The organism is Qipengyuania sp. L-5Y, assembly GCF_056859455.1.
Map to the genome: position 1 here is coordinate 40,829 of NZ_JBSXOM010000029.1, position 20,810 is coordinate 61,638.

Genomic DNA, 20,810 nt, shown 5'->3' on the forward strand with positions numbered 1-20,810 from the left:
CGAATGTGATGCCTCTTCTGGCACCATCTTTCGGCAACTAACGCAAAATAGCGATGTGAGCTTAGGCACCTAAGGCCGGGGTCATCTGAAGAAGGCTTCAGCAAGCTCGTTGTTCGGCGCTGCATGTCGCCGGTGCCACGTCCCGCCAGGCTGGCGCGGTGAAATCAGCTTCAGCTAATCGCATCGTGCTTGATTACCGGAAGTGTTGATTGACCTTCTGCACAATTCTACCTTGTCTGACTTAAGTTAGTTGCTCCCGCTTTGACACCGGCCTGCCGTGCCGATAGCGAAGCGTGGAACAAACAGGGACTATCCGTGCGCACCGAATTATTCCTCAAAGGCAGGCTTCGACACGATCTCAGCGCGGATGAGAAGCGCGCTCTCGAGGATGCTGTCGTCGATGTCGTCAAACTCGATCCGCGCAAGACATTGGTTGAGCGGGGCGAGCGGATAGAGAATTCCTACTATATCATCGAAGGGACGATGCTCCGGCATATCGATGATCGCCGGGGCGAACGCCAGCTCGTGGGCTTGAACGTCACGGGCGATTTCGTCGACCTGCACGGTTTTCCCATGAAACGGCTCGATCACAATGTGGCATCGCTCGATACCGTAACCTTAGCCAAAGTGCCGCACACGGCGATCGCCCGGCTGGTCGAGCGTTTCCCGCATCTGGCCCGGGCGATGTGGTTTTCGACCTTGCTCGACGCGGCCATGCATCGGGAATGGATATTCCGTCTGGGGCGTCTCAATGCCGAGGGGCGGATCGCGCATCTGGTTTCGGAGATAATCGAGCGGCTCAAGTTCGTCGGGCGGTTTGATGGCACCAATCTGCCGGTTCCGCTGTTGCAGCGCGATTATGCAGAAGCGTGCGGTATTACCTCGGTCCACGCCAATCGCAGTTTCAGAAACCTTCGTGAACGCGGAATTCTCGATCCACAGGGCGATGGCAGGATTGTCATCCAAGACGAGGCGGCATTGAACAAGCTGGGCGAGTTCGATGGAGACTATCTGTATGGCGACGGCGACCTGGCGCTGGATACACTGGACGACCGTTAGACGCCAAACTGGCGGTAGAGGTCCGTTATTTCGCGGGCCATTCTGTCGGCCGAAAACCGTTGCTCGAACGTCTTGCGGATGATGGCAGGGTCAAGGTTGCGAATTTCCGGCAGACGATCGAGCGCCTCCTCAACCGAATTGACGATAATACCCGTTACCCCATCATCGACGATTTCGCGGACACTACCCTCATCCCATCCGATAACCGGAGTTCCGCATGCCATGGCTTCGATCATGACGAGGCCGAACGGTTCAGGCCAGTCGATCGGGAACATCAGGGCCAGTGCGTTCGAAAAAAAGCCTTGCTTCTGATCGTCCGTGACATTGCCCACGTGCTGAATAGCGGCATCTAGATGCGGTTTAACGACGTCATCGAAGTATGTTGGATTGCCGGGGTCTACCGGCCCCGCAAGTTTTAGGGTCAGACCGCTCTGCCTGGCGAGCGCGATGGCGCGATCGGGACGTTTCTGGTCAGTCATTCGCCCGAGGAAGGCGAGGTAGTCAGTGCCGCCGCCTCCGAAGGCGTACCGGTCAAGCGGTATGCCGTGATGCACCACTCCTGCCAGGTTGGCGCGAGGCACGTCCAAGGCCTGCCGCCGCGAAATTGCAATGACCCGTTCCTTCGGGAAGCTTTGAAAATGTCGCACATGATCTGGTTCGTCTGCTCGCCAGTGAACCGTGCGAAATGTCGGAATTCCTAGGTTTCGTGGACAAAGGGTATCCAGAGTTTGACTGAGGCGAGCGCGACGAAGCCGAGATAGGATTCCTTGGTTTTGTCGTAGCGGGTCGCAACGCGTCGCCAGTTCTTGAGTTTATTGAACAGTCGCTCGATCAGGTTGCGCCACTTGTATTTCGCGCGATCATGCGCGGCGGGATTACGCCGGCCCGCCTTGGCCGGGATCACCGCCTCGACGCCCGCCGCCTCAATCTCTTCGCGGATCGCATCGGCATCGTATCCCCGATCAGCCAGGAAGGCCTCGATCCGGTCAGTTATCATGCGGAACAGCGGTGCGAAGCCCTGCACATCGTGCGCTTGCCCCGGTGTCAGCACGAAGCCGAGGGGCAAGCCTCTGGCATCGCACCTTGCGTGGAGCTTGGTGGTGAAGCCGCCGCGCGATCGGCCAAGCGCCTCGGTTTGCTGAGTCCCCTTTTTATGCCGACGGCACAATGATGTGCCCGGACCACGGTGCTATCGATCATGTCGGCGGCTGTGTCGCGCCCCGCCAGTTCCGCCAGCGTCTCCAGCATGGCATCGAACACGCCGGTCGTAACCCATCGTCGATAGCGCCGGAAAACGCTGTTCCACTTGCCATACTCATCCGGCAGGTGACGCCACTGCGCTCCGGTCCGCGCGATCCACATCATGCCTTCGAAATAGGGGCGGTTGTCCTGCGCCGGACGGCAGCCACGACCCCGCTCAGGTGGCAGCAGCGGCCCGATCACTTCCCACTCTTCGTCCGTAACGCCAATCCGCTCGCCCAAGGCTGCCTCCAAAAGCCAGCCTTGAATCAAGGTCCGAGTCCACAGTCAAGCTTTGTCCACGAAACCTAGCTTGCTTGGAACGACGGGTCGGTTCAACGATGGACTAACTCTGATGTCAGATGAAACTCGCTACTGACCGCCCGTAAACTGGTCGGAATCGGAATGGCGGCTTTCCGGCTGCCCTACGCCAGAAGCAGACAGGCAGCTAACGGCCCATCTTCGGCCATAGAACTCCGGAGGCAAATCTGCGCACTTAGCCGCTAAATACGCCCACAAGAATCCCAATCCCTTTGCCATGACCAATCTTTGCTGTGACTGATCTCGCTTTTTGAAAGAGCCCAAGCAAACTTCGGCTTCCCCTTTCCTCCTGCCGGAAGCGAGCCGATCCTTTCGGCTAACCCCGGATCGAAATTCGTTGGCGACCAAGCCGCAAACCTTCTTGCCGCCTGCTGCAAAATCGCAAATTTGCGATCCGCCTGCTGCTGAACCTCTGCGCTCGGTATGATTTCCGGGATCTGCAGATCGTGAAACTGCCGCCGAAATATTTGCTGAACGTTCTCCAATGGATGGGCAAGGGGCAGTCGCCGTTTTGGCTGCGGGACGAATTTCCCGCTTGAGCGTTGCGCGGCAGGTCCTGATAGATAATCGAACCCCTTTGCGACGTTATCCAACTTTTCGTCGTAGAGAATGAAATTCGAGCATTTGCGTAGAAATTCGACTTCTGCTTCTGGCTCGAACCATGCTCGATGGTAGGCTCCACGAGTCCAGCCTGGCTTCCCGATACGTGAGGCGCTGTCGATGGCAGAAGTGACGTTTTTCTTCAGAATATTCTTGAAGGAATCGGGAAGCGTTAAAAGAAGATCCTCGATACGCTCCGCTTGCTTGACAAATTTTGCTTTTACGAAAGCCATAATTGCAGGGCCATCATGGCGATCTGCATCGTAGGCACCATCGGTCAAAATCATTGCTGTAGGATAAACGATGAGCCATCCTGGCTCATTCCGCACGATCTTCACATACTTCCTCTTTTCACCAGCAGCTAGTTGAACAGGGACCTTTCTCATCAACTTCGCAGTCAATGACTGGGCAGTCGGCGGGCAAATGTTCGCTAAGATGACGATAGACAGCCACATCTCTCGCTTGATCCGTTTGACGGTGTCACGAAGGATCTGCCGACAGTCTTGAGGACCGGTTTGGTCAGCTAATCCCAACCAAATCTGGTGAAGGGAGGCAGGCATAAAATGGGCTAGATCAAGCCCATTCATGAGCAGGGCGGGAGCCTCACCATTCGGGCATTCCACTCGGCGGAAGGACTTCTGCAGGGCGTCGGAACATGCCACGCTACTTTTCAAGCGCGCTAGCAGGTCTGTGTCGGCAAAGGCCTGGTTCGAGCCATTCATGGTATGATGGACGAACCGCGAGCTTAGCAGCAGACCTCGGATATGTTTTCCGATTTCACTTTCATCAGCCATCAAGTCGTCGATTGTCCTGTAGGCAGCTACGCGTGCACGAACGGCGGCCGATGTAATGCCTCTGCGTGCCCTCATCTGGTTTGCGATTTCCACAATCCGCTCGATCTCACTCATGATAGCCCATGGCGCGAGGAAGGAATCCCGATCTCCTGTTTTAAGAGTCAATAGAACTGGTGTGCCGAAGATTTCGCTGAGGGATGGTCCACCCTGCGATCCTGCTTGCGAAGTCAGACGATCGAGATCTTCCCAGCGCCGAAGCCATAATGCGACGAACAGTTCAGGCGACTTCGACAGGATCGCGTCCAAGTAGCCGACGAATTCGAAAACGCCGAACCCCCAAAGCTGGCGCTGGATATGGTCGGTCGTCATTACCCGGTCATAGACTGGATTTCCGGCGTAAATCTCTTGAACTCTAGCCATCGGGTGGAACAGCGCACGCCAGCGTGCGTGGACCAAGAATTTCAGCTGAGATCGTCCGGCAGGGACCGTCACACCGTCTATCGAGCAGACTTGTCCGCTAACTTGAAACCCCGCGACCGCCGACAAAGCTCGCACGGTATCGTCACACGCCACCGGATAGCGCTCGTCTTCTGTTGCCTTTGAAAGCGCCACGGCGACAGGATGTCCGGTGGCGATCTCGTCACGCATCCCCGGCCATCGCTCAAATCCTGCTCCGGTCGTCGCGGAAGAGAGAGCTATGGCGCAAGCTGAGGTCTCTCCGACCGGAAAGGCACGAGCGATCCGCGCGGCGCTTTCCTCAAGACCAGGCATAGCTAAAGTCACGATTTCGAAGAATCGTGATTGCTTCTCGTCCCAGCCCGGCAAACCAGGTAAGAGAGGATCGAGACCATCTCGCGAAGTAGCTAATCTAGATGCAGGCTTTACCTCGCATCCTGCCATTCTCTTTTTGCGCATTCCCATTCTTTGTCGTCCCGCATTATGCTTTCTTGATGAAAGCGTCCAAGATCGACTTCTAGGATTTCGACCCTTTTTATGAGTAGGTCGACAGAGCTAATAATCTCGACTGTCTCGAAATGGGGCAGAATCGCTTCCAGCTTCGGGATCATGCTGAACAGCTTGCCGATGATGGCAATGATCTCGCGTTCTATCGCGAGTGGAGATGCCAAACGGCAAAGCATCCCTTCGCTATCAACCCATTCAAACCAGCCGCCCTCGTCGCTCTCCGGGCGATAGAAGAGCGGATCTCGTTGAAGATGCTCGAACGCTGACGCGAAACTAGGACCGAGGTCCTTGGCTTCGATTGCCGTCACGAGCGCCGCCGCTCGCTGTTGGGTGAGGTTGGGCGCACCTGCAAGACGGTCGCGATCCTTCGCGCTGACCAGCTCAAATTCGTCATGCAAACCCACCACGAGGCGGAGGGTGTTCGCGTTTTCGTTGATCACGCGAATATGGTTAGCGAGGACTTTAGCCCGTTCACGGGTCTCCATCTCAACGTAGCTGTTCCATCGCTCCGCATCTGCTCTTAAGTGATCGAGACGCTCCATCGCTTTGCGTATCTCGCGCCGCTTCTGCGCCTTTGCCTCGCCGGTTAGCAAATCGACTTCCCGAAAGAGCCGATCGACTCTCATCGTGAGCTCCGCCGCTTCGGCTTGGATCGCGTGCGGTTCATCGAGCTCCACCGTCGTACCGGTTGCATCGGTCCATCGGAAGCCACTCAAAGGAAGTTCTCGTAATTCAGATTGGCGCCCTGCGCTTCCAGCCAGTCGGCGGCTTGGCCGCGTAGGAGATGTCCGGGCATCGGCAGGCGAAGGACGCGGCATGTCAAACGCACCAGCCACCTTTGATCTGCGGTCATCTCGAGTGCGCGCCATGCGCCTTCGAGACGAAACTCCATGTCGCGCTTCAGCCATTCGGCGCAATCTTCCGCATAAAGGGTGAAGCGGCGCTCCCACGCGGCATAAAGGCCCCGAGCCTCGAGTTCGCGCGCATTGCGGTCGAGGATATCTGCCAAGGCTTGTCCGGCAGTTTTACCGGCATAGCTAAGGGCGCCGGCGGCGAGAGCGTTATGTAACCTCGATGCCGGAGAGCTGAGCAGACCTGCAAAGGCATCAGCGTCGGCTGCCTGAAAGCCTGCTGCCACCATCACCGCACCCAGCGTGATCTTGTGATGCATGGCGGTAGGCGCTGCCACCACCGTCTTGTGGACCGGCTCTGCCAGGGCTCGCTGACGTTCCGCAGTCTGGCGCATGACCCGATCAAACTCGTCGAGCCGTGCTTCGAAATCGCTGTCCGTCTTCTTTTTTTCCGGTTCGTCGCCGCTTTCGTAAATTTGCGAATTCATGATTGGTCTCCTTTCGAAGACCTCTTTCCCCTGAACAGGAGTGGGAAGGAATCCTGACTTACTCAGCAAGTCAGGATTTTGCGGCACAAATTTGGAAGTTAAAGTGGGGGGTGTGAGTTTGGCGCAATAAATGTTTCAGCTATGCCGAAAACAAAATCATCCCCCACTTCGCTTCGAACACCCCGCACTTCAAAGGAACATCGCTATGTCGCGGCGGTCTTCGTCGATGACTTCGGCATTCCACGAAAGCTCTCCGTCGCAACGGCGTCTTCGTTCTCTAAGAAGAAGCTCGCCGCTGCTGCACGCCGGACATTGAAGCTGGCCGATGCAGAGCTCGACCGCGCGATGAAGGCTGGCGACCGCGAGACAGCGCTCGCAATACGGCGCCTCCGCAAGCAGGAACGCGCAGCTGACCGGAGTATCGCTGCGTTCTTTCGCCGGCGGATCAAGACCGTCGAGCCCGAGATCGAGAAGATTCAGCATCAGCCAAAGGTCAAGATCATATCGCGGTGGCCGTTTCGGCAGGTCGCGCTGCCGCGTTACAACGCAGTCGTTCTCGATAGCCAGAAGCGGCGCGGCGTATTCATGCGCGTGGAATACTACGGCGCCAAAACATCGAAGCCGGGCGTAGCCATGCGCGTCGGCAAGTACATTTTCGCCGGGTCCGCGATGGACGATGTCGGGCGGCCGATGTTCGAGAGCAATCTCGGCTTGAGCGTTGAGGAAGCTTTATGCGGCTTCGATCACCTCGAGCAGATCAATCGATCGGCGCAGAGGAACGCCAAGGTCATATTCCACACCGTGCTGGCGCTCGACTACCGCTGGTCGAATGAGCAGCAGTTTCAGACTACGCGCGAATGGGCCGAAGAGTGTTTCGGGAAGCATGGGCTACCATACGCAATCGCCCTGCATGCGCCCGATCCCGATGGGGATCCTCGCAATTGGCATGCCCATGTCATGTCAAGCTATCGCCCGATGACGCGCGTCGGCCCGAACGAGTGGGAGGTAGCCGAGGCCCTGCGCACCGATCTCGACAATCCCCGAAGCATGCAGCTCCTGCGGGAAAATTTTGCGCGTGCGATGACACGCATGTCGCGCGAAGCCGGTCAGTGCGAGCGCCACACTGCCTTGTCGCATGCTGCCCGTGGTCTTCCGGTGGAACCCCAGCAACATCTGGGAGAGGCGCGCACGCGCAAAGCAAGATCTGGCGAGTACGTTGCGGCAAACGAGGAGAACCACAGCCGCGTAGCGCGATCCCTGTCGGCGCTGGCATCCGCCGAGCTGGCCAGGTCCAGCAAGGATATCGACCGCAAGGCGCGCCAATTCGAGGAGGCGAGAAACAGGCTGGCGAAGCCGATCAAGTCACTGCGTGTGCCTTCGCGCCCGAGCTTGGCTTCCAACTTCACTTTGTCAGCCATCCCGCCCTTACCGGATTTCCGACAGGTGCAACCGATCGCGTCCGTTGACCTGCCCGAGCTTGCGGTCACCACGTCGCCATTTCGAATGCCGATCAAACGAAGGTCGACGAAAATTCCACCGCTGTTCTCGAACGATTTCGCGAATTTGCGAATTCCGCCGATTGTGCCGCAGGTGAACGTGCCGCCCGTCCCTAAATTACCCATCCAACCTGCGCGGGCTTTCAGCAAAATCGAGCCGATAACTACGCTTGCCGTCCCGGGGCTTACCCCGCAGATCTTCGAGTTCTCAGTTCCGAACAAACTATCTGAGCCAATGCCCTCCCTCATACCAATGGACGAATTTCCAAGGCCATCGCGCGCATCCGAACTCGCGGAGCAAGACGGCGTCGGTGCTGACCAGTCTGACGCCATGCCACCAGCCGCCCCCTCGCCAAGCGAGAGCGGTCCACGCCTCGATCTCGAAGAGATCATGGCACGCCTGCGGAAGAAGAAGCGCCTGATCCGTTGGGCCGGAAATGGCTTTGTGCTTCCAGCAGATATGTTGGAGAATATGGGGCTAGACCCAAGTTTCCTTTCTGCACCTGCTGCGCAGGATGCGCTGCGAGCAGAACATTTCCGGCAGGTTGATGACATCGGTCGCGTCGTCGAGCATTTCGCTGCAAAACCCGGAGATCTTTACGCTGTCCCCGGCGGAATACGCGCCCACCAGGACGTACCCCGCGATATTCGCGAGGAGGTTGACCGATGGCTGATGGAACCCACCATACAATCGGCGTTGCGCAAGCTGTCCCGTTTGGATGATGCCGATGCCGCAAGCCTTGAATATCAGCGCCGCATCGACCTGCTCCATAAGCTGATCTATCCTCACGCGAAGGTTCGGGTGCAATCGCTGGATGATATGCGAACCGCGCCTCGAGACGCGGCAATTTCTCCCGCCGACTCCGACAACGACGTCGCGATGAATGACGATCGTGAGCCCTCTGCCTACAAAACATCGCCAGGCTCGGCAGGATGGCCCGAACCCGGTAAGGGCCGCGGGGTCAATTAGAACAGGATGGTGAAGTGACCGGGTTGAGCCCGGTCGAAGGAGTGGAAAAGGGAGCAAGACGCTCGCTTGCGCTTCGCCGGGTTTGGGCCGGAGGCCGAACCCATGAAATACCAGAGATTCGACTACCCCGAATGCTACCAGACCGACCACGTCCAGGTGCTCGATATCGAAACGCTTTCACCGGCAAACGAGGACGGCTCGTTCCCGCCCTGGCCGCTGCACGAGCCCGTTTGCTGCAGCGTCTTGAGCCAGAAGAAGATCGGCGACGATTATGCGTTCGGCATCGAAACCATCGACTTCGCCAACGAACGGGCGGGCTTGCGCCGCCTGTTCGAGCTGCTCGATCCGGGCGCGACTTTGGTCACCTGGAATGGCCGGGGGTTCGACGTTCCGGTCCTGCAACTCGCCGCTTCTCGCCAATTGCTCTTCGAGGACAACGCCCTTCGCACAGCTTGGATGGCGCCGCGTTGGGCGATTACGCACGCCGACCTTGCCGAACTCTACGGCAGGTTCGGTGGTGCGGGGCGACCCAGTCTGGCGAACATATGCAAGGCACTCGGCATTGACGCCAAGACGCAGGGCAGCGGCGATAGCGTTGCGGCCATGATCGCCGACGGACGCGAGCAGCAGGTGTTCCGCTATTGCGAGGAAGACGTCGCAATAACCTGGCTAGCGTGGCTGCACTACGCCGCGTCGCGATACGCATCTCCCTCCAAGCTTGCCCATCCGCTGGCGGCGTTCGATCGCTGGCTTGCTGACGACACCGACGAGCGGTTCTCCCACCTCATGCACTTGCGCGATCTCTCCCTGTTCCGTGACGCCCGCGAGGCGGATCCCATCTTCCGCCTCGATCGGCTTATCCTGCAGGCCGAGAGGCGCGCGGCCCTCGCCAACATGCGCCCCAGCGCGATGTGACCTGACCTTCCTTGCCGAGACTGAAGGCAAGGATGGTGATTTAAAGGAAAATACGAAATGACTGACACGTTCACCGTGTGCTGCTTGCGCACGCGTGCTGCTGACGCAAACGACAGAGGCGACACGATCTACATCCACGGGGCCGGGGCAGCCCGGTTCGTTTTCGAAAACGGGCACTGGACCGCCCATACATCAAGCTGGGTGTGCGGCGGGCACTCCGATCCGGACGGTACTTTCCTGCAGTGGATCGCGAACCAAGCCGTCATGCAGCCGCTCGTGTTCTGGTCCCTGCCGGTATTCGTACAACAGGCGATTGCACTGGTCGATCAGGTCGACATCTCGGGCAATTGCGATCCCACCGATGACCTTAAAGCGATCCGCATGGCTGTCGGCCGAAGCGCTGTTCCTTCGGTGCAGGCCCACTATCCAAATACAGAACTCGCAACGGCTTCTTCGCCAGACGATGAGCGCAACCGCACGCTTCTGATCGAGATGCAGGGCTCGGGGGACACATCGCTCATCTCGCTGCACCGCTCGGTCACTGCCGAGGCCGAGCTGATCGGACGCTTGGCCATAAAGGCGCTCGGACGCGACGCTGAGCTCGACTGACGATGACCAAGAGCGCCTGTCGCCAACGCGCCCCGCCCTCAGGTGGGTTCGCCAACACTGACTAACCTCCGCCCGCTGCATGCGGGCTTTTTTATGCCTGGAGTAAATTTACATGACCAACCAAACTTCGGAACTGCTGCCCGTCGAGCAGTCAGCCGCCCTGCGCCAGAAGACCCATACGCTTGGCGAAGAGGCTGCGCTATTCCTCGCCGATCGATCCGCAACCAGTCCGTGGCAGCGGGTGATCGTCTGCGACTTCGAGTTTCTCTACGATATGGACGCCTTCAAGCGTTACCAGGTGGCCGAGAACGACGCTACGCAAGGCTTCGTCCGCTGGCCGTTCCACCGGATCGTCGCGGGCGCATGGTGTGTTCTGACCATATCGCCGGACATGGATCGACCTGTGGTCACCAATGTCGAGGTGATTACAGATCAGCCCGAGGAGGACATTGTCGGCGCGTTCTTCACCCTATGCTCGGCGTTTCAGGACGCCAGGATCATCAGCTGGGGAGGCGAAGCAAAGGACTTTCTATGCCTGAAGCGCGCAGCGATGGAACGCGGCATGGTCCTGCCGCTGCAACTGCGCGATCCGGCACCGTTCGCGCGTACCCGGCTTGACCTCTCTAGCGCGGTGCGATCGCTCGGCCATTACGTCCATCTTCCGGAGTTTTGCGAGGCCATCGGCGTGGCATCGAAGCCGATGCCCTCAAAGGATATCTCGCTCGCGGTCAGGTATGGCGCATGGGACCATGTGGAGACACAGGTCGTGGCTGACGTCTGCACGATCACACAGGTGGCCTGGCGCTATTTTCTTGCGACCGGGGCGGCCTCTGGTGCGCCTGATGCTGGTGACGACGCAGTCCTTGCGGCGCTAACCGATCGGTTTCCCACCAATTCTTGGCTGGCTAAGATGGCCGAGCCGCAACGATTGGCGGCATAAGTGACAGACAGCTCGCCGCCTTGCGGTTCAAGGCGGCGGGCATCCGCCGGTTCCCGCTCAGTCGGCACGTCCGATTGATTGCTAAAGCCTCTTGTGGTCTAGCTTCAAGAATCCCTTCCCGAGAAAGCAAAATTTTGCTTTTCTATCCGGCTGTCTACTGAGGCGGCTAAACATGGAGCCGCAATGCTGACGGGCGAAATCCGCAATCAAGTCGATCAAATTTGGAATGCCTTCTGGTCGGGGGGTGTGTCTAACCCGCTGTCCGTCATCGAGCAGACTACCTATCTGCTATTCATCAAGCGCCTCGACGACTTGCATACTCTTGAGGAAAACAAGGCCGCCAACCTTGGCATTGCGATGGAGCGGCGAATTTTTCCGGACGGCAACGACGATCAAGGTCGTCCTTACTCCGATCTTCGCTGGTCCCGCTTCAAGAACTTCGAAGCGCGCGAGATGATGGATGTCGTGGCCGAGCGGGTTTTCCCGTTCCTTCGCCAGCTGGGTGAGCACGGTTCCAGTTATGGCGAGCACATGAAGGACGCGCGGCTTGGTTTCAGCAACGCCGCATTGCTCGCCAAGACCGTCGACATGCTCGACAAAATCCCGATGGACGATCGCGACACCAAAGGCGATCTCTATGAATACATGCTCGGCAAGATCGCGAGCGCCGGCACCAATGGCCAGTTCCGCACGCCGCGTCATATCATCCGCTTGATGGTCGAGATGACCCAGCCGACGCCCGAGGACGTGATCTGCGATCCCGCGCTCGGCACAGCGGGCTTTCTGGTCGCGGCCGGCGAGTACCTGCGCGACAATCACCCGCAGCTGTTTCGCGATGAAAAGCTGCGCCACCACTTTCACAATGCCATGTTCCACGGGTTCGATTTCGACCCCACCATGCTCCGCATCGGCAGTATGAATATGACTCTGCACGGGGTGGACAATCCCGATGTCAGCTACCGCGACAGCCTGGCCGAAGAGCATGGCAAGGATGCGGGCAGGTACAGCCTGATCCTCGCCAATCCGCCCTTTGCTGGATCGCTCGATTACGATGCGACCGCCAAGGACCTCCAACAGATCGTCAAGACGAAGAAGACCGAGCTGCTGTTCCTCGCCCTGTTCCTGCGCTTGCTCAAAACGGGCGGACGCGCGGCGGTGGTAGTGCCCGATGGCGTGCTGTTCGGATCATCCAAGGCGCACCAGGAATTGCGCAAGCTGCTGGTCGAGAAGCACAAGCTCGAAGGCGTGCTGAAACTGCCCTCGGGCGTGTTCCGGCCCTATGCGGGCGTGTCGACCGCCGTTCTGTTTTTCACCAAGACCGGCGTAGGCGGGACGGATCATGTCTGGTTCTACGACATGCAGGCCGATGGCTACTCGCTGGACGACAAGCGCACAGCGCTGTTGCCGGAGGAGAAGCTAGGTCTGCAATTCACCTCGCCGTTGTCGGCAGAGGAGCATGCCAAGAACAACCTGCCCGATGTGCTGATCCGCTGGGGCAAGCGCGACGGTGACGAGCGTGAGAACCCGCGCACTGCGCAGAGCTTCACCGTGCCCAAGGACGAAATCGCCGCGACCGGCACCTATGACCTCTCGCTCAACCGCTACAAGCAGGTCGAGCACATGGAAGTCACGCACGACAAGCCCGCCGACATCATCAAGGAATTGCGGACGCTGGAGCAGGAAATCAGCGACGGCCTCGCTAAGCTGGAGGCGATGCTGGGATGAGAACGGGACAACTGGGCGATCACGTCGAAATTCTATCAGGCTTCGCCTTTAAGTCAGACCGCTTCAATGATGAAGGCCAGGGGCTTCCCCTAGTACGCATAAGGGACGTGAAACCCGCTAGATCACAAACCTACTTCGACGGCGACTACGATGCCCGCTTTGTGCTTTCCGACGGCGACCTGCTCGTTGGAATGGACGGTGAATTCAATTGCGCGCGCTGGGCAGGTGGGCCAGCCCTTCTCAATCAGCGCGTTTGCCGGGTTCGTGCAGCGTCACAGCAACTGGACGAGCAGTATCTGTTTTGGTTTTTGCCCAAAGCCTTGAAGGATATCGAAGATCGATCCAATTTTGTGACGGTCAAGCATCTGTCGGCCAAGCAAATCAACGAGATTGAAATCCCGCTACCTTCGCTCGACGAGCAAAAGCGGATTGCGGCGATCCTTGATCAGGCGGACGAGCTGCGCTGCAAGCGCCAGCGCGCCATCGACCGACTCAACCAACTAGGGCAAGCCATCTTTCACGAGATGTTTGGCGATCCCGTTGCTCCATCGAATAGGCTCGCAAGCAGACTCATCGATATCGCTGAGCTCATCAATGGCGATCGCTCTTCAAATTACCCCAGCGGAAATGACATCAAAGACGAAGGGATTCTATTTCTCAACACTACGAACATTAGGGCTGGCGAGCTAGATTTCACGAAGGCTCAGTTCATTAACGAAGCGAAATTTCGTTCGCTATCGCGAGGAAAGCTTCAGCGAGGTGATCTGGTAATCACGTTGCGCGGAACCCTTGGGCAATGCGCACTCTTCGACTGCCAATATGAGACTGGCTTCATCAACGCCCAGATGATGATCATTAGGGCAAAAGCCACTGTTCTTCCCAGATTCCTTAGGGAATATATTTCCTTCCCTTCCGTGCAGGCCAAATTGAAGGGGGCAAACAGCGGCTCGGCGGTCCCGCAGCTCACTGCTACTCAAATGAAAGAGATGCAGATTTTGCTTCCTGCATTGGATGATCAGCGGCGTTTTGTGGACGCCATCGATTCCGCGCGGTCGGTCCAAAATGAAATCGTCGCGCACGCAAATCGGCTCGATGGACTTTTCGCCAGCCTCCAACACCGCGCCTTCCAAGGGGAGCTGTAATCATGCGCGGCGAGCTTCTCAATGTATGGGACAAGGTCTGGTCGGAGGTTTTCGTCAAGCTTTCGAAGCACAAGGGCGCGCCAACCGAGCTTTTCTCAGAGCTCTATGATGCGATCATCCCCTTGCCAATTCCTCCTGCTGAACCTGCTGAGCCGACACAATTTGATGAGGACGGTAGGCTGACGGACCCCAATGAAATTGCGGCGGAGGAGGCTTATAACAAGGCGCTTGACGACTTTGGGGCGGCTCGTTCGCACTATGAGCAAGCCGTCTCAGGAAATTCGAAAGCACGCCGGTGGTTGCGTACCGAGTTGCCGCTGCACATCACTAGTGAAAGCAAGGCATTGGCCGCCTTGGCCGCAGTGCATGGCCGGGTTCGCGATATTGGCGGCGATGCATTAAGCAACCGCTACTTCAATCTCGTTGAAGCCTTCATCGACAAGTACAGCCTGCGATATGATCTTCGCCGACCCTTCTCGATGCATCCAACACTGCCGGGAATTTTTGCCCGAGTAGTGCGAAATCTCAAGGCCGCCGCTCAGACTGATCCGCATCTGGCCACGGCATTCCATGAATTTGAGGACGCCCTACGCGACCTGACAGCCGAACGGACGCCGAACAGAATCAAGACCTGCATCGCCAAGCAGACAAATTTTTTAGAAGCGATTGGTCAAATTGCTCCGAATGTGACGGGCAACACACTTGGGCAGATTTGCGATCAAGTCGGCACTTGGCCGCACGATCGAATCAAAGACTCTATGAAAAATATGTACGGCTTCGCATCGAACTACCCCGGAATTAGGCATGGTGGCACGCCGGCCAATCAAATTCGCGAAATGGAAATGCGTGATTTGGTCTCCGTCTGCGTGGTGCTGTTTGGGTTTGCGCCATACCTGACTGATCAACTTAATTATGACGATATCTACTCAATCGGGGAAGCCGCATGAGTCAGTTCGCCTTCCTCCAAGCTGAATTTGCCGAGGTTTATGGCCTCGCGAGGAAGGCGGAAAAGCTTGCCCTGTCCGATCCGCGCGGGAGCTGTTTTCATTCCCGACTTGCGCTCGAAAGCGCGGTCAAGTGGATGTATGACCATGACCGCAGTCTGCATTCGCCCTATGACCCGACGCTTTCAGCGCTGATCCATGAGGGCACGTTCCGCTCTCTGGTCGGCAACGCGCTCGTCACCAAGGCGCGGATCATCAAGGACCTGGGCAACGTCGCGGTGCATGAAACGCGGCCCGTTCCCGAGAAGTCCGCGACCGACTGCCTGAAGCAGCTCTTCGATTTCTGCTACTGGCTGATGCGCACCTATGCGCGCGGGGCCAAGCCCGATCCCGCCGTGCAGTTCTCAGTGGCCGCCTTGCCCCGCGCGGTGCAGGTGGAGGTTTCAACCCTCAAGAAATTGCAGGCTCTCGCCAAGGAGCGCGAGGAAGCAGCAGTAGCGCTAGCCGAAGAGCAGGCCTCCCGCATCAAGAGCGAGGAAGACCGCGCCGCGCTCGATGCGCAGATCAAAGAGCTTCAGGCGCAGATCGAGGCGATCAAGGCCGAGAATGCCATGGTCGAAGATACCCACGATTACAACGAAGCCGAAACCCGCGACATCTGGATCGACCGCTTGCTGGCCGAGGCGGGCTGGCCGCTCGACCAGCCGCGCGACCGCGAATATCCCGTCACCGGCATGCCCAGCACGTCCGGCGAAGGCTTTGTCGACTATGTCCTATGGGGCGATGACGGCAAGCCGCTCGCGGTGATCGAAGCCAAGCGCACCAAGCGCGATCCGCGTGAAGGCCAGCAGCAGGCCAAGCTCTATGCCGATTGCCTGGAGCAGCAGTTCGGCGTGCGACCGCTGATCTACTACACCAATGGCTACAAGCATTGGCTGTGGGACGATGGAGCCTATCCGCCCCGCGAGGTGCATGGCTTCTACAAGAAGGACGAGCTGGAGCTGTGGCGCCAGCGCAAGGCCGCGCGCCGGTCGATTGCGACCACCAAGATCGATGAGAATATTGCCGGGCGGTATTATCAGACCCGCGCCATCCGCCGGATAGGCGAGGCGTTCGAGAAGGACCGCCAGCGCAAGGCTCTGCTGGTGATGGCGACGGGCTCGGGCAAGACCCGCACCGTAATCGCGCTGGTCGATCAGCTGATGCGCGCCAATTGGTGCAAGCGCGTGCTGTTTTTGGCCGACCGCGTGGCGCTGGTGAAGCAGGCGCATAACGCCTTCAAGGCGCACATCCCGACGACGCCGAGCGCCAATCTGATCGAGAAGCACGACGCCAAGAAGAATGACCACAATGGCGCGCGCGTATGTGTGGCGACCTACCCCACGATGATGGGGCTGATCGATGAGATGCAGAACGGGCAGAAGCGCTATGGCCCGGGGCATTTTGATCTCATCGTGATCGATGAAGCGCACCGATCGGTTTACCGCAAATACCGCGCAATCTTCGACTATTTCGACAGCCTGCTCGTCGGGCTGACCGCGACGCCCCGAGATGAGATTGACCGCGACACCTATTCGCTCTTCGAGCTTGAGCGCGGCGTGCCGACCGACAGCTACGATCTCGATGAGGCGGTGGCCGACGGCTTCCTTGTCCCGCCTACGCCGATCTCGGTGCCCACCCGCTTCATGCGCGAGGGCATCAAATACGATCAGCTCTCCGATGAGGACAAGGAGAAGTGGGATCTGCTCGAATGGGAGGGCCAGCTTCCCAAGGGCGATGTCGATCCGGCTGCACTCAACAAATGGCTGTTCAACGAGGACACCGTCGACAAGGTGCTTGAGCACCTTATGGTGAACGGCCTTAAGGTTGCCGAAGGAGATCGCCTTGGAAAGACGATCATCTTCGCGAAGAACCACAAGCACGCGCAGTTCATCGCCGAACGGTTCGATGCCAACTATCCGCATCTGAAGGGCTCGTTTGCCCGCGTGATCGACTACTCGGTTGAATACCCGCAATCGCTGATCGACAATTTCTCAATTGCCGACAAACCGCCGCACATCGCCATCTCGGTCGATATGCTCGATACCGGCATCGACGTGCCTGAGGTGCTGAATCTCGTCTTCTTCAAGGTGGTACGCTCCAAAACCAAATTCTGGCAGATGATCGGCCGCGGTACCCGCCTTCGTAAAGACCTGTTCGGCCCTGGCCGGGACAAGACCGAATTCCTGATATTCGACTACTGCCAAAATTTCGAGTTCTTCAACGAGAACCCAAACCTGAAGGAGGCCAAGCAATCAACCTCCCTTAACGAGAAGCTTTTCACCACGCGCGTAGAGCTCGCCATGCAACTGGCAGGCTTGTCCGATGAGGAACGCGGTCACGGTCTGGCGCAGCTAGACAAGGACACGCGCGACTACCTTTTCGACGAGGTTGCTGCCATGAACCTCGACAACTTCCTTGTCCGCGCCAAGCGCAAGGAGGTCGAGGAATTCCAGAAGCGCGAAGCATGGAACGACATCGGCTCGAATGAGCGCGAGGTGCTAATCGGCGAGATCGCTGGGCTGCCTTCGGCCCGTGAAGATACTGACATTGCCGCGAAGCAATTCGACTATATCATCCTGAAGGGGCAGCTTGCTCTTCTTCAAAATGATGCGTCGTTCACGCAGTGCCAGGAGAAGGTGATCGCGCTAGCCTCCAAGCTCGAAGAGCTCGGGAATGTTCCGATGGTTTCAGCGCAAATGGACTTGATCCTTGAAGTCCAGACGCCGGATTATTGGGCCGACATCGATGCCTGGGCGGTGGAGCAGATGCGCCGCCAGCTGCGTGCGCTCATGAAGCTCATCGAAGGAGATGAAGCGGTAATCATTTATACCGACTTCGAAGACGAGATGGGTGAGGCAACGCGCATCGACTTGGCTCATGCGAGTATCGGCACTGACAAGCCGCGCTTCTTAATTAAGGTACGCCACTTCCTCAAAGCCCATGCCGATCACATCACGATCCAAAAGCTTCACCGCAACGAGCAGCTGACCCCGCAAGATTTGGCAGAGCTGGAGCGCATCTTGCGCGAAGAAACGGAAGCGAGTGACGCTGACATCGCTGTCATCACAAGTGAAGGTGGCCTCGGCCTGTTCATTCGTTCGCTCATCGGCCTCGATCGTGAGGCTGCGAAGGGGGCGTTTGCCGAGCTACTAGCCGGTCAGAACCTCAATGCGAACCAGATCGAGTTCATCAATTTGATCATTGACCATCTCACCGAACGCGGTGCGATGGATCCGCGCCGGCTATACGAGAGCCCATTCACCGATTTCGATGATCAGGGTGTTAGTGGCGTGTTTCAGCAGGCTGAAGTTCAGCGGATTGTACAAGTGTTGAGCGATGTCAGCAGGCGGGCGGCCGCGTGAGAGAAAGCGTAGGAAACCATGGGCCGGACAAGTTCGCCGGCTCATCCTTATCTCGCAGCTGAATGAACTGACGCGGCACCTGCGTCAAACTCCTGAAGCAACCTCCGAGCCTCGGCTCAAGGCAAATCAATAGTAATTTCCCATAGTTTCGAGTTCCCATGTTCGTCTTCCATGGGGCACCACTTTCATTGTTGACTGAAATCCTGCCATGTCCCTGGCGGCCCCATACATGACCGCCGAGAACATTTGAGCAATAGCGGCAGGTGTTTGCTTGACCCAGCAATACACTGTCGCACCCATCCGCAATTGCTGTATCGGCAAGGCAGTGCCAACCCTCCTCACCTTGTTCGTAAATGCCTTGCCTCCCGGCGCCCGGCGGATGTTGGTACGTGCCGATCCCGGGCTGCTGCGGACTGCCCGCGGTGCGCGTGCCATGTTCGCCTTTGTGCTGACGATGGCGGTGACCGTTTTGGCCGGTGGGGCGTTTGGAGCACCCATCACGGCGTTTCTCATTGCCTTTCCCGTCACGGTTTTCAGCTGCGCGGCGATAAGCGACGACGAGACGCGGGCGCGGATTGGCAAGATACTCGCCTTGTCCGCATCGGCAGGTGCGATGTTTACGCTTTCGGCTCTGCTACATACGAGTTGGATAAATCATTTCGTTTTCGTGCTGCTGATCGGAGCAGTGGCATATGCACGTCAATTTGGCGGCCCCTGGATCCCGGTCGGGCTTGCCGCGAATGTCAGCTATTTCTTCGGTGCGTTTCTCAAACCCGACACGCAGATGCTCCACTGGCAGTGGGTCGGAGTGGTAATCGGCGCAGTTTGCGCATTGATCGTACACCAACTGGTCGTGCCGCACAGGCCCTGGCGGCGAATGCGTTGGGCAGTTAGCTCGATACGGATGCGCATGGGGGGCATGCTGGAAGTGGCTGCACGCTTCGGTGAAACGCAGAAAGCTCCTCACTTGAAGCGGGAATTGGCCCGGGTTGCCAATGCGGTGAACATTGCCGAAAACGAGTTGGACAATCTTCCGGGCGGGCGGCTTGCTCACCGGCCGCTTGCCGAAGCCCTTCTTTCCATCCTGGCTCTGGCAGAGCGCTTTGCATTACAGCTTCAGGACCAGCTGGAACGGGTCGGCATGCCGAATGCCGACAAGCGCGAACTGGCGAGCCTTTCGAAAGCGCTGATCGATTACACGCCGCTCTCGCACAACGGTGATCTTGCCTCGATTGGCTCTGGGATAGACAGGCTCGAGCAAGCGCTGCTCCTACCGCCTGATCTCGACGCTGCGAGGTCGCGAAAAGTGCCACTTGCCGAGCCAGTCCGAGCGCAATTTCGGTCCGCCATTCAATCGGCGGCGGCTGCAGCGCTCGCTATCCTGGGCGGGGTGATGCTCTCGCCCGAACGCTGGTATTGGGCGGTCATAACCGTGTTCGTTATGTTCACAGGCACATTTTCGCGCGGCCAAGCGCTGGCCAAGTCCCTCCAGCGCACATTCGGAACCTTGGCAGGCATTCTGGTGGCAATGGGCGTTGTCTGGGCCCTGCAGGGCAACATTCATGTCGCTCTGGCGCTGATGCCGCTCGCGATTTTCTGCGTTTTTTACGCCTTCACTCAATCGTATACCTGGATGGCTTTCTGGATCACGGTGACCGTTGCCTTGCTGTTTCTGGCAACGGGGCGCTTCACCGACGCATTGATGGTGCTGAGGCTTGAAGAAACGGCGATCGGTGCAACTGCCGGGATCATCGTCGCAGCGTTCGTGCTGCCGAAGAGCACAGATGCCTATGCCCGTGAGCAATTGAACGATCTTCTTGATACAACCCGTGCTGTGCTGGAAACATCACTACCGGATGGTTCGATTGACCGGTTGCAGCTGACTGCCGCACTGCATGATTTCGAGGCGAAGGTTTCAAACATGCGGGACGTGATCGAGCCATTGCGTATTTTTCCCGGGGCACGTGCCAGCGGCCAGCGGGACGGGATAACGCGCCAGCTCGTCCTTACCAGCTATTGGGTTCATGAAATCGCGCTTGCGGTGCGCGAACTGGATAGCGCCGGCGTGAAGCGATCGCCAGCTCGCGCTTTGAAAGCTTCGGCAAAGTTGGAATCCGTGATAGAACGCCTTCGTGTCCCCGGACATGATGAAACTGCGGTGGAGACTGCTGATGCGCCGCCACCGTTGGCCCGTGAGACGGGCGGCGACCCGATGCAAGTGATCGCTACTGCATGCCACGGTGCCGCCGTCTCTCTGACAAGCGTAGCGCGCCTCGTCACCGATCGAAGCATGCATAGTCGCGCGTTCCGGTTCTGAAGCTCCACTTTTTAGCGAGCAGTGTGTTCGTTG

General features: G+C 58.1%; 14 protein-coding genes and 1 pseudogene. 10 read left to right on the forward strand and 5 right to left on the reverse strand.

The genetic code is table 11. The annotated features are described in order from the left end of the window. Positions 1-315: 315 nt before the first annotated feature. A complete protein-coding gene (locus AC13F2_RS09165; RefSeq protein ID WP_103025105.1) occupies positions 316-1,059 on the forward strand; it encodes a Crp/Fnr family transcriptional regulator in 744 nt (247 codons plus the stop codon). Here the strand turns inward: AC13F2_RS09165 and AC13F2_RS09170 are convergent. From AC13F2_RS09170 to AC13F2_RS09190, 5 genes and pseudogenes are all read right to left on the reverse strand, one after another. After that, positions 1,056-1,640: a glycosyltransferase gene (locus tag AC13F2_RS09170; protein ID WP_482964314.1), complete on the reverse strand. Its 585-nt coding sequence runs from the start codon at positions 1,638-1,640 to the stop codon at positions 1,056-1,058. The genes AC13F2_RS09165 and AC13F2_RS09170 overlap by 4 nt on opposite strands. Before the next feature lie 116 nt (positions 1,641-1,756). Next, a pseudogene (locus tag AC13F2_RS09175) lies at positions 1,757-2,502 on the reverse strand (IS5 family transposase). A gap of 299 nt (positions 2,503-2,801) precedes the next feature. Further along, positions 2,802-4,928 (reverse strand): hypothetical protein, encoded by a 2,127-nt coding sequence (locus tag AC13F2_RS09180; protein WP_482964313.1) that lies wholly within the window; start codon positions 4,926-4,928, stop codon positions 2,802-2,804. Beyond that, positions 4,895-5,653, reverse strand: coding sequence for a hypothetical protein (locus AC13F2_RS09185; RefSeq protein WP_156501901.1), 759 nt, complete (start codon positions 5,651-5,653; stop codon positions 4,895-4,897). Before AC13F2_RS09185 ends, AC13F2_RS09180 begins: the two co-directional genes overlap by 34 nt. 35 nt (positions 5,654-5,688) lie before the next feature. Beyond that, on the reverse strand, positions 5,689-6,315 hold the full coding sequence (locus AC13F2_RS09190; RefSeq protein ID WP_067678047.1) for a conjugal transfer protein TraD: 627 nt from the start codon (positions 6,313-6,315) through the stop codon (positions 5,689-5,691). Positions 6,316-6,456: 141 nt separating this feature from the next. On the opposite strand from AC13F2_RS09190, the gene AC13F2_RS09195 reads away from it, so the two are divergent. The 9 genes from AC13F2_RS09195 (at position 6,457) to AC13F2_RS09235 (ending at position 20,777) form a co-directional block, all read left to right on the forward strand. Further along, positions 6,457-8,781, forward strand: coding sequence for a MobA/MobL family protein (locus tag AC13F2_RS09195; protein ID WP_482964312.1), 2,325 nt, complete (start codon positions 6,457-6,459; stop codon positions 8,779-8,781). A gap of 102 nt (positions 8,782-8,883) precedes the next feature. Next, complete coding sequence (locus AC13F2_RS09200; protein WP_482964311.1) at positions 8,884-9,696, forward strand: ribonuclease H-like domain-containing protein; 813 nt, start codon at positions 8,884-8,886, stop codon at positions 9,694-9,696. Positions 9,697-9,753: 57 nt separating this feature from the next. Continuing rightward, entirely contained in the window at positions 9,754-10,305 is a 552-nt protein-coding gene (locus tag AC13F2_RS09205) for a hypothetical protein (protein ID WP_067678112.1), read from the forward strand. A gap of 112 nt (positions 10,306-10,417) precedes the next feature. Further along, on the forward strand, positions 10,418-11,245 hold the full coding sequence (locus AC13F2_RS09210; RefSeq protein ID WP_067678114.1) for a 3'-5' exonuclease family protein: 828 nt from the start codon (positions 10,418-10,420) through the stop codon (positions 11,243-11,245). 183 nt (positions 11,246-11,428) lie between these two features. Beyond that, positions 11,429-12,970 (forward strand): type I restriction-modification system subunit M, encoded by a 1,542-nt coding sequence (locus tag AC13F2_RS09215; RefSeq protein ID WP_482964310.1) that lies wholly within the window; start codon positions 11,429-11,431, stop codon positions 12,968-12,970. Beyond that, on the forward strand, positions 12,967-14,112 hold the full coding sequence (locus AC13F2_RS09220) for a restriction endonuclease subunit S (RefSeq protein ID WP_067678132.1): 1,146 nt from the start codon (positions 12,967-12,969) through the stop codon (positions 14,110-14,112). Before AC13F2_RS09215 ends, AC13F2_RS09220 begins: the two co-directional genes overlap by 4 nt. 2 nt (positions 14,113-14,114) lie before the next feature. Further along, the gene (locus tag AC13F2_RS09225) at positions 14,115-15,059 is read left to right on the forward strand and encodes a hypothetical protein (RefSeq protein WP_067678135.1); all 945 of its coding nucleotides are present in this window, start codon (positions 14,115-14,117) and stop codon (positions 15,057-15,059) included. Next, positions 15,056-18,460, forward strand: coding sequence for a DEAD/DEAH box helicase family protein (locus AC13F2_RS09230; RefSeq protein ID WP_482964309.1), 3,405 nt, complete (start codon positions 15,056-15,058; stop codon positions 18,458-18,460). Before AC13F2_RS09225 ends, AC13F2_RS09230 begins: the two co-directional genes overlap by 4 nt. A 271-nt stretch (positions 18,461-18,731) precedes the next feature. Next, entirely contained in the window at positions 18,732-20,777 is a 2,046-nt protein-coding gene (locus tag AC13F2_RS09235; protein ID WP_482964308.1) for an FUSC family protein, read from the forward strand. The last annotated feature ends 33 nt before the right edge of the window (positions 20,778-20,810 follow it).

What these genes read in the sequence shown, in the direction of transcription:
- AC13F2_RS09200 (WP_482964311.1), top strand. Translation starts at nt 8,884, where the DNA reads ATGAAATACCAGAGATTCGACTACCCCGAATGCTACCAGACCGACCAC.
- AC13F2_RS09190 (WP_067678047.1), bottom strand. Translation starts at nt 6,315, where the DNA reads ATGAATTCGCAAATTTACGAAAGCGGCGACGAACCGGAAAAAAAGAAG.
- AC13F2_RS09230 (WP_482964309.1), top strand. Translation starts at nt 15,056, where the DNA reads ATGAGTCAGTTCGCCTTCCTCCAAGCTGAATTTGCCGAGGTTTATGGC.
- AC13F2_RS09210 (WP_067678114.1), top strand. Translation starts at nt 10,418, where the DNA reads ATGACCAACCAAACTTCGGAACTGCTGCCCGTCGAGCAGTCAGCCGCC.
- AC13F2_RS09205 (WP_067678112.1), top strand. Translation starts at nt 9,754, where the DNA reads ATGACTGACACGTTCACCGTGTGCTGCTTGCGCACGCGTGCTGCTGAC.
- AC13F2_RS09180 (WP_482964313.1), bottom strand. Translation starts at nt 4,928, where the DNA reads ATGCGCAAAAAGAGAATGGCAGGATGCGAGGTAAAGCCTGCATCTAGA.
- AC13F2_RS09220 (WP_067678132.1), top strand. Translation starts at nt 12,967, where the DNA reads ATGAGAACGGGACAACTGGGCGATCACGTCGAAATTCTATCAGGCTTC.
- AC13F2_RS09225 (WP_067678135.1), top strand. Translation starts at nt 14,115, where the DNA reads ATGCGCGGCGAGCTTCTCAATGTATGGGACAAGGTCTGGTCGGAGGTT.
- AC13F2_RS09215 (WP_482964310.1), top strand. Translation starts at nt 11,429, where the DNA reads ATGCTGACGGGCGAAATCCGCAATCAAGTCGATCAAATTTGGAATGCC.
- AC13F2_RS09195 (WP_482964312.1), top strand. Translation starts at nt 6,457, where the DNA reads ATGCCGAAAACAAAATCATCCCCCACTTCGCTTCGAACACCCCGCACT.